The organism is Streptomyces sp. NBC_00250 (assembly GCF_036192275.1).
Classification (GTDB): Bacteria; Actinomycetota; Actinomycetes; order Streptomycetales; family Streptomycetaceae; genus Streptomyces.
Genome location: NZ_CP108088.1, coordinates 2,958,589 through 2,972,575 on the forward strand (window position 1 = coordinate 2,958,589; position 13,987 = coordinate 2,972,575).

10 protein-coding genes are annotated in these 13,987 nt (G+C 74.3%); 2 read left to right on the forward strand and 8 right to left on the reverse strand.

From position 1 onward, the window contains the following. Positions 1-2: 2 nt before the first annotated feature. Genes OG259_RS13105 through OG259_RS13125 form a run of 5 tightly spaced genes read right to left on the reverse strand, consistent with a single transcriptional unit; the run spans position 3 to position 9,174 of the window. Positions 3-1,556, reverse strand: coding sequence for a hypothetical protein (locus tag OG259_RS13105; protein ID WP_328942430.1), 1,554 nt, complete (start codon positions 1,554-1,556; stop codon positions 3-5). Beyond that, a complete protein-coding gene (locus OG259_RS13110) occupies positions 1,553-3,493 on the reverse strand; it encodes a TOMM precursor leader peptide-binding protein (protein ID WP_328942431.1) in 1,941 nt (646 codons plus the stop codon). The genes OG259_RS13105 and OG259_RS13110 overlap by 4 nt, the downstream gene beginning before the upstream one ends. Next, positions 3,483-5,255 carry a hypothetical protein gene (locus OG259_RS13115; RefSeq protein ID WP_328942432.1) on the reverse strand — a complete coding sequence of 591 codons (1,773 nt, stop codon included), beginning with the start codon at positions 5,253-5,255 and terminating at the stop codon, positions 3,483-3,485. The genes OG259_RS13110 and OG259_RS13115 overlap by 11 nt, the downstream gene beginning before the upstream one ends. A 2-nt stretch (positions 5,256-5,257) precedes the next feature. Continuing rightward, positions 5,258-7,927 carry a hypothetical protein gene (locus OG259_RS13120; RefSeq protein WP_328942433.1) on the reverse strand — a complete coding sequence of 890 codons (2,670 nt, stop codon included), beginning with the start codon at positions 7,925-7,927 and terminating at the stop codon, positions 5,258-5,260. Further along, positions 7,924-9,174 carry a hypothetical protein gene (locus tag OG259_RS13125; RefSeq protein ID WP_328942434.1) on the reverse strand — a complete coding sequence of 417 codons (1,251 nt, stop codon included), beginning with the start codon at positions 9,172-9,174 and terminating at the stop codon, positions 7,924-7,926. The genes OG259_RS13120 and OG259_RS13125 overlap by 4 nt, the downstream gene beginning before the upstream one ends. 233 nt (positions 9,175-9,407) lie before the next feature. Between OG259_RS13125 and OG259_RS13130 the strand changes: the two genes are divergently transcribed. Further along, positions 9,408-9,971, forward strand: coding sequence for a DUF7010 family protein (locus tag OG259_RS13130; RefSeq protein ID WP_328942435.1), 564 nt, complete (start codon positions 9,408-9,410; stop codon positions 9,969-9,971). Between the two features lie 106 nt (positions 9,972-10,077). On the opposite strand, the gene OG259_RS13135 is transcribed toward OG259_RS13130, so the two are convergent. From OG259_RS13135 to OG259_RS13145, 3 genes are all read right to left on the reverse strand, one after another. Continuing rightward, positions 10,078-10,248 (reverse strand): thiazolylpeptide-type bacteriocin, encoded by a 171-nt coding sequence (locus tag OG259_RS13135; protein ID WP_015036315.1) that lies wholly within the window; start codon positions 10,246-10,248, stop codon positions 10,078-10,080. Positions 10,249-10,284: 36 nt separating this feature from the next. Beyond that, positions 10,285-10,461 carry a thiazolylpeptide-type bacteriocin gene (locus tag OG259_RS13140; protein ID WP_073912617.1) on the reverse strand — a complete coding sequence of 59 codons (177 nt, stop codon included), beginning with the start codon at positions 10,459-10,461 and terminating at the stop codon, positions 10,285-10,287. A 142-nt stretch (positions 10,462-10,603) separates the two neighbouring features. Continuing rightward, a complete protein-coding gene (locus OG259_RS13145; RefSeq protein ID WP_328942436.1) occupies positions 10,604-12,154 on the reverse strand; it encodes a SagB/ThcOx family dehydrogenase in 1,551 nt (516 codons plus the stop codon). A gap of 354 nt (positions 12,155-12,508) precedes the next feature. Here OG259_RS13145 and OG259_RS13150 point away from each other — a divergent pair, with 354 nt between their 5' ends. After that, positions 12,509-13,969 (forward strand): multicopper oxidase family protein, encoded by a 1,461-nt coding sequence (locus tag OG259_RS13150; protein WP_328942437.1) that lies wholly within the window; start codon positions 12,509-12,511, stop codon positions 13,967-13,969. Positions 13,970-13,987: the final 18 nt, after the last annotated feature.

Consider the following 13,987-nt stretch of genomic DNA (forward strand, 5'->3'; position numbering starts at 1 on the left):
CTTCAGAGTCTGAGGTCGAGCAGCGCGCCGCCGTTGTCCTGCGGTACTCCCACGACCACGGACAGGACGATCATCTCGTCGGGGGCCAGGCCGAGGACGCGCTGGGTGGGGATCTCCTTGAAGGCCCGCACGGGGCGGGCGAAGAGGCCGGAGGCGGCGGCGGACAGACAGAGTCCGTGCGCGGCCCAGCCGGCGGCGTGCTGGACGGCGCCCCAGCCGGCGGTCCCGAGGCGCTCGAAGAGCTCCCGGGTCCGTACGGACAGGAACACCGTGAGCGGGGCGTGGCGGATGCCGCAGCCGTTGACGGGCGAGACGCCGTAGCCGTACTGCTCCTCAAGGCGCTCGGGGGCGGTCGCGTCGGCGCGCAGGAGGTGCGCGGTGCCGTTCCGCAGCCGGTGGACGCCGTCGGTCCGCCCTTCGACGCCCCGGACGACCGCGGTCACCTTCAGCGCCTCGAACGCGGTGGCGAGTTCGGGTCCGGGCGGCGGTACGGAGAGCCAGCGGGCGGCGCTGTCGAGGGCTTCGGCGGGCACGTTCCGGCGACGGCCGTTCATGCCGTGCAGGGCGCGCGGCATGCGTCCGGAGTGGCGCCGCCACAGCAGCTCGGCCCAGTCCGGCACGGTCGCCGAGGGACCGAGACCCGCGGGGACGGCGGTGGTGAGCGGGGCGGGGGCGCCGCCGTACGTCTGCTCCCGGTTGACGCGGATCAGTTCGGCGAGGGCGGGGTCGGTACGGGTGAGGTGTGCGGGCGGACCCGGTACGGAGTCCTCTTCCGGGACCGGTGTCCGTGCCCCGTCCAGTTCCACGACGAACGGCAGCGACCAGGCCCAGGCGTCGTCGAGGCCCAGGGCGGGCAGCAGCGCGTGGGCGTCCGGCCCCGGCAGCCGGAGCCGCGCCGGTACGTCGAAGAGTTCGAGCCCGAGGCTCAGCGCCCGCAGCACGAAGCCGAGTTCGATCGCGATGAGCGAGCCTCGGAACCACTGGTAGGCGGGCGGCACGGACGTGTACCGGCCGGTGAGCACGACGTTCCGGGCGGGGGCCGCCGGGGTGCCGGTGAGGGCGTGCCGGTCCGGTTCCAGGAGGCGCCACGGCATGCCCGCGCCCCCGTCCACGAAGGCGTGGACGGGGAAGAGGCAGCGCGGCGAGGCGTACGGCCGGTGGTCGTTGTAGGGGTTCTCGGGCTCTCTGCGCTGGGGCCCGAAGGCGGTGACGAGGGCGCGGCCGAGCCGGTCCCCGACCGGTTCGGCCGCACCCCGGGCGCCCGGTGGCGGCGCCGGGTACGGGAGGGTCGCGAGCCGGTCGTGGGTGCCGAGCGGCAGGGCCCGGCGCGGGCCGCCCCCGCGCGGCGGCGGGGGCGGTACGTGCGTGTCGGGCGGGGGTTGCGGCACCCAGGTCCACGGGGGCGCCTCCGGGGCGTCGTCCCCTGCGCCGTACGCGTACCAGAGGGGCTCGCGGGCGATGCTGTTGTCGCCCTCGGGTCCCGGCAGGTCGACGGGGCCGCGCCGGGGCGACACCGCGGTCGCGGCGTCGCGCGGGGTCGGCGGGGCCGCCGTCACGGGAACGGGTGGGGGTCGAGGGGGATCGCCCGGTGCTCCTGCCCGGTGCCGTGCAGGGCGGCGGTGAGCCGGGGCAGGCCGGCCAGCCGCTGCTGGGCGTGGCCGAAGCACATCGGGACGATGCCGGGGACGACCGCGCGGGCCACGTGGATGCCGGCGTCGGCGTGTTCGCGGCTGGTCTGGTCGACGAGCACGATCCGGTCGAGCCCGGCCCCGGCGAACAGTCCGCGGACGAAGTCCAGGGCTCCGCGCACGTCCCCGCCGGAGCCGCGGTCCATCCGGCCGGGCCAGTCGGGGAAGGCCTCGTCGAGCGTGACCCGGGGCCCGCCGAGAGCGGCGGTGGCGCGGGCGGCGGTCTCGGGCAGGGAGGAGAAGCGGACGTGGTCCTCCAGCTCCTGGACCAGCCAGGGGTCCTCGACCATCGGCTCGACGTCCTCGCGGGTCCAGTCGACGGGGTTGGTGACGAGCTGGGCGACCTCGCGCAGGGCGCCGCGGATCGCGGACTGCGGGTCGGCGCCGGAGCCGGCCGAGGAGAAGGTGGCGGGGAAGGGGGCGAGGCGGTTGACGGCGAGCACCCAGACGACCGGCAGGCCGATGTCCTGGGTGGCGACCAGGAGGTGCACGTCGAAGCCGCGCGACTCCATCAGCTCGATCATGGCGCGGCTGGTGGGGTCGGTGAGGGAGGAGTTCGGGATCGTCGGCAGGGGTGCGGCCCGGTGCCAGGAGAGCAGGAACGCGTCCCGCTCCGCCAGCTCGAACAGCGAGTGCAGGGCGGCCTCTTCGAGGTTGGCGCCGACGGCGCAGCCGCTGGACGACTCGTAGAAGTAGTGCTTGCGGCCGGGCGTCCCGGCGGCGCGGGCGGCCCTGCGGTCCCGACGGTGGTTGTACTCGTACTGGTAGAAGGCGTGGTCGGCGGGGACGAGCAGCGCGCGCCCGTCGTCGAGGTCGTGGCCCCACACCCAGTCCATCGGGGTGTCCGCGTCGAACGGCGTGGCCCTGCTGGTCGGGTGGGCGAGCTGTTCGGCCGTGTACTGCCCGAGACCGGCCGGGTCGACGGCGTGCTCCGCGACCTCGGCGTACGGGCGGTTCGTGAGGACGGGGATGTCGTACGGGAAGCCCGCGAGGCGCTCGTACGCCTCCAGGATCGCCACGGGTCCGGTCTCGGCGAAGGTCCGGGCACGGCCGTGGCCCATCGCCGGGGCGTCCGGCACCACGGCCATGCTCATCGCGAACGGGGCACGGGACTCGCGCAGGAGCGCGCGGACGGGACCGAAGCGGTCGTCGACCAGGCGGTCCTGGAGCACCCCGCGCTCGACGAGCCGGCTGGCGGCGGTGCGGGTGCAGTCGGCCGGGAACGCGGGCCGGTCGGTCGGGGTGAGCGGCGCCGGGGCCTCCGTACCGTCGAGCCGCTCGTACGCCGGTCCGCAGAGCGGGCAGTGGAAGCTGCGGGCGATCCGGTGGCGGCGCAGGCCGCGCGGCGAGACCGAGAAGAGTTCGCCGGGCCCGAGCGGCCGCCTCACCAGGTGCTCCAGGGTCGCCCGGAGCAGTTCGGGGAGGAGCGGCGCGCCCGGCCCGGGGGCGGCGGTCGCGTACCGGAGGTCGCCGACGAGCGGGTGGTCGGGGACGGTGCGGTCGCGGACCTCGGCGCAGCCGGCGCAGCCCGCGTCGGTGCCGGGCCGCCAGAGCGGGCCGACGAGGACCTCGTCGCCCTGGAGCCGGACGGAGAGATGAGCCCGGCCGGCGGCGACGGCCTCGTCGAACCGCGCCCGCTCCCAGTCGAGGTGCCAGCCGCGGTCGACCGCGACGGTGCCTTCGGGGAGGACGTCCGCGAGGGCGTCCAGCGCGGAGCGCCAGGCCTCGTCGGCGGGGTGGGCGTCGAGCCCGGGCCCGAGGGCGAGGGCGGGGACGAGGGCCGGGGCGAGGGTGTCAGTGGGCATCGTGGGCCTCCACGGGGCCGTACCAGAGGGGAAGCTCGCCGAGCACCGGGTCGTGGCGGACGGCCTCGCCCCGGTACGTGGTGTCCGCGCGGGCGGTCAGCTGGGCGCGGAGGGCGTCCAGGGCGGCGCGGTCGGCGAAGAGCAGGGCGTCGGTGGAGAGCGGGTCGACGGTGCCGGGCTCGCCCGTGGTCTGGGTGTGGGCGAGCGCGGTGCACAGGGCGTCGTGGGCGGCCTCCGCCGCGTCGGCGCCCCAGGCGCGTCCGAGGGTGGTGCCCCCGGCGGTCACCTCGGCGAGGCGCCAGTCGAGTCCGGGGGCGTGGTGGAACCGCACGTGGGGCTCGGAGGGAAGGAGACCGCGGAGGGCGGCGAGGATCCGCAGGCCCTCCGGGTCGAGGTCCTCGCACGCCCCGCCGCCCGCGGCCACGGCGGGGGCGCCCGCCGGGAGGGCCGCGGGCGGCACGTGCGGGGTGGCGGTCTTCGCCGGAAGGGGTGCCGTCTCCTCGGCGAGCAGGCGCAGCGCGCCGTCGAGGAGCCAGTGTTCCCTCGTGAGCCCGGCCGCCGGGGTGGGAGCCCCGGGGATGTGGGCGTGCGGACCGGCCGCCGGGGTGGTCGCCCCGGGGATGAGGGCCCGCAGGGCCTGCAGGGTGGCCGCCACGGTGGCGGTCTCCTGATGGGCGGCCCAGGCGAGGACCGTGGTCGTGGGGCGGCCGGCGGCGCGGAGCTCGGCGGCGCGCAGGGCGAGCGGCATCTGGGGCAGGTCGGCGCCCTCGGTGAGGGCGAGCGGTCCGGTCCAGCGCGCGGCGAGCAGGGTCGCGGTCTCGCGTGCCTCGTCGGGCTCGGGACGGGGGTCGGCGGGGGCGGCGGCGAGGGTGGACACCCGATCGCCGTGCTCGGGGAGGGAGCCCGGTCGGCCGGTCGCGGCCGCCTGGTGGGCTCCCCCGACGGTGACCCGGTCGGAGACCAGGTCCGTCCCGTGCACGACATGGGCCTCGCCCGTGTCCGCGGTGCCGGTCAGGGTGTCGATGAGGAGCTGGGCCCCGAGGGCGCCGGCGAGCGCGTCCGCCATGGGGCGGGGCGCGGGCGCGGTGGCCTCGGCGGCGGCCCAGGCGCGGGCCCGGTCGCGGAACGCGGCCCGGACGGCCGGGTGTCCGGCTCCGGTGAGGGCGGGTCCGACGAGGGTGACGCCGGTGCCGCCGAGGAGGACGGGGACGACGAGGGCCGCTGTGAGGGGAGGAGTCCCGTCGTCCTCGCGGATGTCGAGGACCGCGTCCGGGGCGACGGTCGGGTCCTCGCCGTCGGTGAGGACCGTGCCGACCCCGGCCCTGCGCAGCCCCCGCACGGCGGGTCCGGTCGCGGTCGCCGGTCCCTTGACGAGGACGGTCGCGGCGCGGAGCCGGGCGAAGGCCCCGTACGGGTCGTCGAGGAGGCCTTCGAGGCGGGCGAGGGACTCGGCGTGCCGTTGCCGTACGTCGGCGGGCGGCTCGGGCGCGGTGTGCGCGGCGGGGTCGAGGAGCAGTCCGTTCTCGCGGAGCTTGTCGACGAGGAGGCGGACGGCGGGGCGGGCGCGTTCGGTGCCGATCTCGGCGACGAGCGCGTCCTCGTCGGTGCCGCCCTCAAGCAGCGGGACGCAGCCCTGGGCGACGGCGTGCAGGACCTCGGAGCCCCGCACCACGAACTGCCCGCGGGCGCCGCTGAAGTAGACCCCGCCGGACACCGGCGCGTAGTGGAGGTCGGGGCGGGTCCTGAGCGCTTCTCCGGGCATCGTCATCGCTCCTCCGCCTCGGTCGTCGGGTGGTAGGTGAAGCGGCCGCCGGCGGTCCGGCCGACCTCGACGACCCACTCGGTGGCGTGGGTGCCGTCGACGACGCCGGGCAGCGCCTCCTCCAGGTAGCTGCCGCCGGTGTCGGCGCCGCGGCGCTCCAGCATCCGGGGCAGGACACGGGCGCCGAGCGCGCTGCTGAGGTCCACGTACTGGGGCTTCTGCTGGAGGCGCTTGGACTGGATGTCGGGGGCGCCGACGGAGAGCGGGCCCTCGTCCTCGGGGACGGTCTTGACGACGACCTCCTCGGGGACGCCGTACTTGGCGCGCCAGGCGTTGAGGGCGAGGAGCCGCTCGTGCTCCTCGGGCCCGGCGGCCAGGGCCGTACCGAGCTCCTCTCCTCCGTACCAGCGGCGGCGGCCGATGAGGACGTCGCCGACGGCCATCCGGGGTGCGGTGCGGGTGGTCGCCCGGTCCCAGGGGGTGGCGGCGTGCCAGCTGTTGGGGAGGGCGTTGAAGAGGCGGCCGCTGATGGCGAGCCCGGAGGCGACCGAGAGCGGCGGCGGGAAGAGGCCGGGGTGGCCGGTGCCGAGCGGCAGGACCCGCAGGGGGGCGCCTTCGGCGTCCTCGACGCGCAGGGAGTCGGTCTCGGGGTCGTGGGCGAGCCGCAGTCCGAACCAGTCGTCGGGGGTGAGGCCGCCGGGGAGGATCGGCGTGTGGGCGTTGACGTTGAGGCGGTGCAGGCCCAGGTCCTCGGTGACGCGGGCGCCGTCGTACCCGTACACGCGGCGTACGTGGTCGGCGAGGCGGGGCAGGGCGCGGCCGCCCAGCCGCTTGTCGGCCTCCAGGAAGCGGGCGTAGAGCATGCCGTGGCCCGGCAGGCCGTCGTTGAGGACGAGGTGGCCGTCGCCGCGCTGGAGCAGGATGCCGTAGATCAGCGGGTCGCGGCGGAAGCGTTCCGGCAGGTCGCCGGTGAGGCCGGCGACCTGCTCCGGGCTGATGCGGAGGGTGTCGTCGCCGCGCTCGACGGCCTGGCCGATGAGGGTGTGGAGGGCCTCGGTGACCTCGCGGCGGAGTTCGTAGATGCGCTCCAGGGAGCCGTCGGCGGGGCCGATGCCCTTGAGCGCGGTCGGGTCGCCGGGGCCGTCGGGGCCGTACACGGCGGCCATGGCGGCGGCGCGGCGGGAGACCTCGCCGACGACGAAGGGGGCGTTGGCGGCGAGGGGGACGTTCGCCCCCGGGCCGAAGCGCTCGACGAACGCGGCGGTCATGAGGACGCGCACGTCGTGCAGCCAGTCGAAGACGGTGAGGAGTTCGACGGCCGGGCCGAGGTCCTTCAGGGACTCCTTCCAGGGTTCCGTGGCCACCTTGAGCGGCGGCATCACGTAGTCCTCCTCGACCGTGACGTGCGCGGGGCGGCCGGCGGCGTGGCTGAGCTCGCCGAGGGCGCCGCGCAACTCGGCGAGGGCGGCGCCGCGTTCTGCGGCGGGTGCGGCGGTGAAGGCGGGCATGCCCGCCTTGACGCGGTCGGTGAGCCGCTCGGTCGCCGGGCGCGGGTCGTCGGGGGTGAGCAGCACGTCGTAGTCGGTGGAGCCGTCCTCCGCCTCGTGGAAGGTGCAGAGGAGGCCCTGGGCGACGGCGCCGCGGACCTTCTGCTCGGCGTCCTCGGCGGCGATGCCGGAGCGCTCGGCGACATGGGCGACGACGGACGGGAAGGGGCGGGGGCCCATGCCCACCGCGTCGAGGAGGTCTCCGGCGGGGCCGTCGAGGGAGACGGCGGCGCGGCGCATCCCCTCGGGGGCGGGCTTCAGGAAGAACAGCTTCCCGGCGGCGGGGTCGGGCGCGGAGGTCGGCGGAAGGCCGATCCACATGTCCTCGATCGCCCGGTCGGCGGGGTCGGGCAGTCCGCCGAGCACGTAGTTGAGCATCACGCGGTCGAGGCCGGGGAAGGCGGTCGCGCCTCCGAATCCCGCCTCGTCGGGGCCGGGGGCGGACGGGTCGGGCTCGGCGATGCCGACGGCCGTGAACCGGGCGAGGGGGCTCGTACGGACCATGGCGCGGGTGACGTACTGGATGAGTCCGCGCTCGGACTTGCGGGACTTGGAGGGGACCCTGCCGGGGGCCCGGACGGCGGCGCGGTAGCGCTCGGCCTCCTGGTGGACCTCGGGTGCGACGAGGGCGAGGGAGCGCAACAGGTCGGGGTCGCCGAGGAGTTCGGCGAGGACGCCGCGCTCGCGTTCGGCCGCGTCGGGGTAGCCGGCGACGAGCTCCTCGCGGATCCGCTCGCGCTCCTGGCGGGCTTCGAGCCAGGCGTCGATCACGGGGGTGGCGGGCTCCGGCGCCTTCTTCGGGGCCTTGCCGCTGTTCACGGAGCGGCGCAGGGCGATCAGTTCACGCCGTTCGGCGTCGTCGGTCGCGGCGCCGATCCGCTCGTACAGCTCGTCGGAGGCGGCGGCGGAGGCTTCGGCGAGGGTCTGCTCGGCGGCGGTGACCAGGACGAGCTGCCGGCGCAGTTCGGCGTCGGCGAGCCGGGCCCGGCGCAGCGGGTTGACCCGCAGGAACCAGAGGGGCTCGGGGGCCGGCGCGGGTACGCCCGCGGGCGTCGGTACGGTCACCGGCTCGGGCGGTACGACCCCGAGCAGGTCCGTCGGGTTGCCGATCACGGGGGCGGTCATCGAAGGGCTCCCTCGGGGGCGGTGCCCGGAGCGGCGCTCGGGGCGGGGGCGGCGGCACTCGTGTCTCCGGCGGCGGCCGGACCGGGCTCCCCGGCGGCGGCGGAGTCCGGCAGTCGGGCGGCGATGCGCTCGCGCCAGGAGACGCCGAGGACCTCGTCGACCGTCTCGGCGACGGCGAAGCAGGTGTAGTAGCGCTGCATCGGGGAGACGGTGAGCAGCGGCAGCTGCTCATAGAAGAGGTTCGTCAGGAGGCGGAAGGAGGCGAACCAGGGGGACGGGGCCGAGGTCACGCCGGCCTCGCCGACGGTCCGGTGGAAGTCGCTGTCGGGCTGCTCGCCCTGCGGGACGACGGTGGTGGCTCCGGGCGGGCCCATCTCCGAGCGGTCGAGTCCGGCGGTGGCGCCGTCGAGGAGGTCGAGGGTGAGGGTGCCGGCGGCGACCGCGCTCTCCAGGGCCCCGGCGCCGTAGGCGAGTCCGGTGCGCCAGGCGGCGGCGGTCGCGGAGACCTCGCCGCTCAGTCGCTGCTCGACGACCCGGCGCAGGACGGGCGCGTCCTTGGCGAGGCGCTGCCGGAAGACGGGGCGTACGTCCTTGGTGGGTGCGGCCCAGGCGAGGAAGGCCTCGACGTGGGAGCGGGGCGAGAAGACCCCGTACCCGAGGCCGAGGGTGTGGGTGTCGGCGAGTGCGACGAAGGCCTCGGCGAGCCGGAGGGTGCCGGAGCCGGGCTCGCCGGCGAGGTCGTCGATCGTCCGCAGGAGCGCGGGTGTCAGGGCTCCGTGCACGACGGTGCGGAAGCGGTCGAGGCGCGGGTCGCGGGAGGCGGCGCCGGGCCGCCCGCCGGGCTCGATCCGCTCGACGGCGCCGTGCTCGCGCAGCGGCAGGTACGGCGGCTGGACGGCCTCCAGGCGGCCGAACTCGCGGGCCTGGTCGAGGTAGGTCTCCTCGGTGAGGGCCCGGGGCGGGTCGAGCGGGCCGGCGTCCAGGCCCCGCGCGACGCCCTCCCAGTCGGGGCCGCCGCCCGGGACGCCGGTGGCGTCGCGGGCGAGGATGTCGACGTGCGGCCCGTGGAGCCATCCGCGGCGCAGCTGGACGGCGGGAGCGCCCGCCTCGTTCAGCGCGCGGGCGACCGGTACGACGTACCGGGCGAGCCAGGCCGGTGTGACCGGCATCCGTGTGTGCAGCCGCACTCCCGTCAGGCCGTCGGAATCCGGCTTCACGGCAGTGCGCTCCAGCGCATCAACCCCCATGCTTTCGCACCTTCCGAGAATTCGAGAACAACGTCCTTGGCTTTCTTGTACTTCCGGCCGTAATCATGTGGCGGCAAATTGTGGCGCGGTAGGGGAAAGGGGTCCGCGCTGACATGTGTCACCCTTTCCGTGACGCTCGGGCCACGGCTTCGTTCGATACCGATCAAGTCGGACTGGCTGAAAATAGACAGCCCGGTCGGATCATCGCCGTTGATCGTTGTAGGGTCCGCGCCATGACTACGGAAACCACCGACGCCGAGTGCCTGGCACTCACGCGTAATCTGCGCCGTCGCGGCGCGATCGTCCTCGCCGTCTTCGCCCTCGTATGGGCCTTCGCCGGCGGTTCGGGGATAGCGGCGGTGCCGGTGTCCGTCGCGGTCGGTGTCGTCGCGGCCGTCGTGACCGCCGGCGCGGTGGTGCTCGCCTTCCGGGGAACCGCGGGTCCGGTGACCCGTCTCGTCCGTCTGCCGGAGAAGTGGAACCGGGGGGTCGGCCTGGTCAACATGGCCGAGCTGGTGGCGATCTTCGCGGTGATCGCCGCCTCGAACGCCTCGGGCCACCCGGAGTTCATCCCGGTCGGGATCTGCCTGGTCGTGGGGCTGCACTTCTTCCCGCTCGCCCGCCTCTTCGACCAGGGGCAGTACAAGTGGACCGCGATCTTCCTGACGGCGGTCGCGCTGGTGGGGCTCGCCGTCCTGGCGGCCGGCACCACTGCGGAAACGATCCGCACGGTGGTGGGCCTGGGCGCGGCGATCGTGCTCTGGGCCTCGTCCTTCCACGTCGCCCTGCGCGGCTGACGCATCGAGCCCGGAAAGACCCGTAACGCACGCGAGGATGCGCCACCCGGCCTGGGCCGGGCGGTCGCATCCTTCGTGCGTCGTGCGTTCAGCCTCGGTTACTCGGTCAGCAGGCCGAGCAGGTGGAGGAGGACGACGACGAGGTGCCGATCGAGCCGCTGGAGGCACCCATCTCCGGGAGGGCCACGCCCTGGGCGACCTCGAGGGTCTCCAGCTCCGCGACGTCGAAGTTGTCGAAGGCCGCGTCGTCGCCGTTCTTGATGTCGTCGATGCTCATGGTGTGTTTCCTTTCAGCGTTTCGGTTGGGGGATGTTCAGCAGGCGGAGCAGGTGGAGGACGAGGAGGACGAGGTGCCGATCGAGCCGCTGGAGGCACCCATCTCCGGGAGGGCCACGCCCTGGGCGACCTCAAGGGTCTCCAGCTCGTCGACGTCGAAGTTCTCGAACGCCTTGTCCGCGTCCTGGCCCTGCTTGATGTCGTCGATGCTCATTCTGAATTCCTTTCCGAATTCTTCTCGGCAACCGTTCGGCTGCAACACCAATAATGCTGACCGGCCACCTGCTGCACCAGCCTTTCCGAACACCACCTGACGTTTATCACGCCCGGAATAACCGACGTCATGCCGGAAAGGCTCAGGGATTCCCCGGAAGCGACCACTCGGGGCTGTTGAGCATGCGCCAGCCCTCCCCCGGCTCACCTGCGACGGAGTCGTCGGAACGCCGGCTGCCGAGGAGGAAGTCGCCCACCGAGGACTCCTGGAGGTAGTCCAGCCCCAGGACCCGCGCGGACATGTCGGCGTCCCCGTTGCCCAGGGCGCACGGGGCCAGACCGAGGGCCGTCGCGACCAGGTACATCGTCTGGTAGAGCACGCCGGTGTGCCGGAGCGTGGTCGCGTAGGCGATGGCCCGGTACTTCCACGACATGCGCTGGAAGCGGGCCGTGACGGTGACGAGGACGTCGGGGCGCGCCTCCATGCCGGTGGCTCGGGAGGCCACGTGGAAGAGGGACTCGCGGTCGGCCTCCTCCGCGTTCCGCAGGACGAGCGTGTGGCCGACGGGGTCGTAGTAGTAGATGCCGGGCGCCAGGCCCTCGCAGCGCCGCACGGTGACGTACAGCTCCAGCTCGTAGCCCTGGCCGCCGCTGGGGTAGGGGCGCGAGACGACCTCGTCGCGGTCGCTGCCGGGCTCCGGCGTGTAGTGGGCGCGGACCCGGGCCGCGCGGTAGAGGAACTCGCCGAGCTGCCGCGCGGTCATCTCCTGCTCGCCGTAGCCCCGGATGGAGCGCCGGGTCTCGATCGCCGTGGTGAGGGAGGGGTCGTGCGCCGCGATCTCCTCCCGGGTCGGCCGGTGGAGGGGTACGGAGGGGCCGTCGGGGACCGGGCGTACGGCCGGCCGGGGCTCGATGGCGCCGCGGTGGGGGTAGACGGCGCCGAACACGTCGTCGTACCGGCCGGAGCGGACGCGCGAGTGGAAGAGGAGGTCGTGGAAGTCCCACTGACGCAGGACGGGTTCGGCGTCCGAGGCGAAGTCCCCGTCGGAGTCGGCGAGTTCGGCGAATCCGGCGCCGACGAGATGACCGAGGACATCGGCGGTTCCCGCCGCGTCGAGACCGGCGTCCGCGCCGAGGCGGGCGGGGGTGCCCGGCTCGCCGAGCGCGGCGGCCAGGGTCCGGACGGCGGGGTCGGTGAGCACCGCCCGGAACTTCACCAGCGGCGACTCCAGGACCAGGGCGCCCTCGCGGGTACGGCAGAAGGCGAAGCGGGAGAGCCGGACGGTCGCGTCGGCGGGGACGAGGACCGGCAGGTGGGCGGCGTCACGGGCCACCGGCTCCAGGCGGAGCAACTCCCGGCTCCCGCCCTCCCCGTCGCCGCCCCGGGCGAGTACGGCGTGGGCCACCAGGTGCCGGGCGCGGTCGAGGACCCGGTCGAACTGGACCCGCTCGGCGGGGCGCAGTCCCTCGTACAGCTCCTCGGCGGGCAGAGGCCCTTCGGCGAGCCGCTCAAGGGCGGTCCGGACGCCGTCGCGGACGGGGCGGAGGGCGAGGGAGGTGGCGGGCCCGGCGAGGGTGGCGACGTCGCCGTCGGGTGCGAAGTGGACGCGCACACCTCCCGTGAACGCCGGTACGGCGTGGGCGGGTTCGAGTGGGCGCGGACCGGTGTCCGAGGGTGCCTGGGTGGTCTGCACGGTGCCTCCGTGGGCGCGAGGATGACGGTCCGGCGCCGGGGCCGTGCGGGCCCCGGGGCCGGCGGACGGAAAGGCGCCGTACGCAGGGCAGACGCCGGGCAACACTCTCGCGCGGGGAACACGCCGCAGCTGCGAGTGCGCCGGAAGAGGTGACAACTCCCGGCCGATGCGTGACTCCCGTCATTCCGGATCGCCCGATTCCCTTACCCACCGGCGGGAATGACCGAGGTCATCGATCGCGTGACACATGCAAGAACCGGCGCGAACCCGCTCGGAGTTCCGGCCGTTCGCGCCCATGCTCGGAGAGCGAATTCACCACCGCTCCCGGAAAAACCGTCACGTTAGGAATCCGCTGTGTTCTCTCGCCGCAACGCGATACGACTCGGACTCACCGCCGGTGCCGTCGGCGCTGTCGGCGCGGCCGGCGGGGTGTTCCAGAGCCTCACCTCCGGTACGCCGGCGGTGGCCGCCGAGCCGCCCGCCGGCCCGCCCGTGGTCACCCCGTTCACCGTGCCCCTGCCGAGGCCGCGGGTCCTCGCCCCGTACCGGCGGACCCGGTCGGCCGACTACTACGCGGTCACCATGCGCAGGGCGCGGGTCGAGATCCTGCCCGGCCTGCGGACCGAGGTCCTCACGTACAACGGCACCTTCCCCGGCCCCACCATCCGGGCCCGCAGCGGACGCACCGCCGTCGTGAAGCAGATCAACGCGCTCTCCGCACCGACCTCGGTCCATCTCCACGGCGGGGCCAACCCGCAGGACCAGGACGGCGGGATGATGGACCTGATCCAGCCGGGCAGGTCGAAGACGTACACGTACGCCAACCGCCAGGTGGGCGCCACGCTGTGGACGCACGACCACGCCCACCACCTGGAGTCCGAGCACGTCTACCGGGGCCTCTCCGGGCTCTATCTCCTCGGCGACGAGGCCGAGGACGCGCTGGGACTGCCCTCGGGGCCGTACGAGGTGCCGCTGATCCTGCGGGACGCGCACTTCGACGCGGCGGGGCAGCTGGTCTACACGATGGACGACGCGCTCAACCGGACGACCATCCTGGTCAACGGGGCCCCGTGGCCGTACATGAAGGTGAAGGCCCGCAAGTACCGCTTCCGGATGGTCAACTCCTGCAACCTGCGGATCTTCGTGATGGCGCTCTCCGACGGGAGCCCCATCATCCACGTCGGCTCGGACGGCGGGCTGCTGCCGGCACCGGCACCCTCGCCGGTGGTCGTCCTCTCCCCCGGTGAGCGCGCCGACTTCGTCATCGACTTCTCGCGGTACGCGCCCGGCACCCAGGTCACCCTGGCGAACATGCTGGGCCCGGGGCCGACCGAGCTCGTCGGGCAGATCATGCGCTTCGACGTCGAGGAGAAGGTGGCCGACACCAGCCGGGTGCCGGACGTCCTCACCACCCTGCCGCCGCTGCCCACCCCGACCGTGGAGCGGACCTTCGAGCTGCGGATGGACGAGCCGGGCACGGGCCACCTCGCGTACATCAACGAGAAGACCTTCGACCACGACCGGATCGACACGGAGATCACGTGGGGCTCCACCGAGGTGTGGACGGTCAAGAACACCAGCACGACCGTTCCGCACAACTTCCACACCCACCTGGTGCAGTTCCGGATTCTCGAACGGGACGGAATGCCGGTCTATCCGGCGGAGGCCGGCCTCAAGGACACCGTCCTCCTCTTCCCGGGGCAGACCGCGAAACTCCAACTGACCTTCGACACCCACCGCGGGGTCTTTCCCTATCACTGCCACATGATCGACCACAGCGCCATGGGAATGATGGCGCAGATGCGCATCTCCTGAATGTCGCCGCATCCTTCC